The sequence below is a fragment of the Undibacterium sp. SXout7W genome, assembly GCF_049339385.1.
Taxonomy (GTDB): Bacteria; Pseudomonadota; Gammaproteobacteria; order Burkholderiales; family Burkholderiaceae_D; genus Undibacterium.
The window spans coordinates 1-733 of sequence record NZ_JBMPPF010000063.1 but is presented as its reverse complement, the minus strand read 5'-3'; the positions used below and the strand labels follow the sequence as shown (position 1 = coordinate 733).

The following is a 733-nucleotide window of genomic DNA, read 5'->3' as shown; positions in this document are numbered from 1 at the left end:
CCACAATTTCCATAACCACAAGCTTTAGCGCTCCAAACATACTCTCTCCACGTTGTGGTATTATACAAGTGGAAGATTTCCAGCACCTCAGAGTTCTCTACATGAGTTACTATTCCAAGATCAAAACAAGCTGAGCTGCCTTCAACTAAGTCAAAAGTGTACTGATTCATTGTCTTTCCAGTGTGGGAATGCTTGGCTGGTAGGCAAATAGAAGTGGTTTCTCTACAGAGAATTATTGTTAAAAGAACTGCTGACCACTTGAACTTCCTTATTGATGTGTCTCCACAAACTAGAATGTGCTGCCTAGTGATGCTAATGGTCTCTCCTTTTTCCACTCCATACTTCGATTTGAAGGCTAAACAACAGGACAAACCTATCATCAGAAGAATGCAAAGAATGAGTATGGGGATGAGGACTAAGTGGTACATCTCATTGGTTTTGGTGGTTAAGGGTTCATAGTCAAGCAGGATGTCTTTGCAATCCCCTTTGAACACCTCTACTGGCTCATGAAGCTTTTCTGCAAGATCATGAGTGCACTGTACTAGGCGCAAGTTCTGATTAATTCTCAGTGTAAATAGGCCTGTGCAGTTTGAGGTTAACAGTCCTTTATGCATGTAGACTCCACAGTCACCACTGGATACCATCCATGAGAGCGAAAGCACTAGTGCCCAAATAATGAGAACCCTCCCCATCTTGCCTCACGGTGCGGATTGGTTTGTTTGTTGAATTTTTC

At 42.6% G+C, this 733-nt stretch carries 1 protein-coding gene; it reads right to left on the bottom strand.

Annotated elements, in window-relative coordinates; all coding sequences use genetic code 11:
* Positions 1–614: hypothetical protein (locus tag ACO0LB_RS20490; protein ID WP_423052532.1), on the bottom strand; the 614-nt coding region annotated here is incomplete at its 3' end.
* Positions 615–733: the final 119 nt, after the last annotated feature.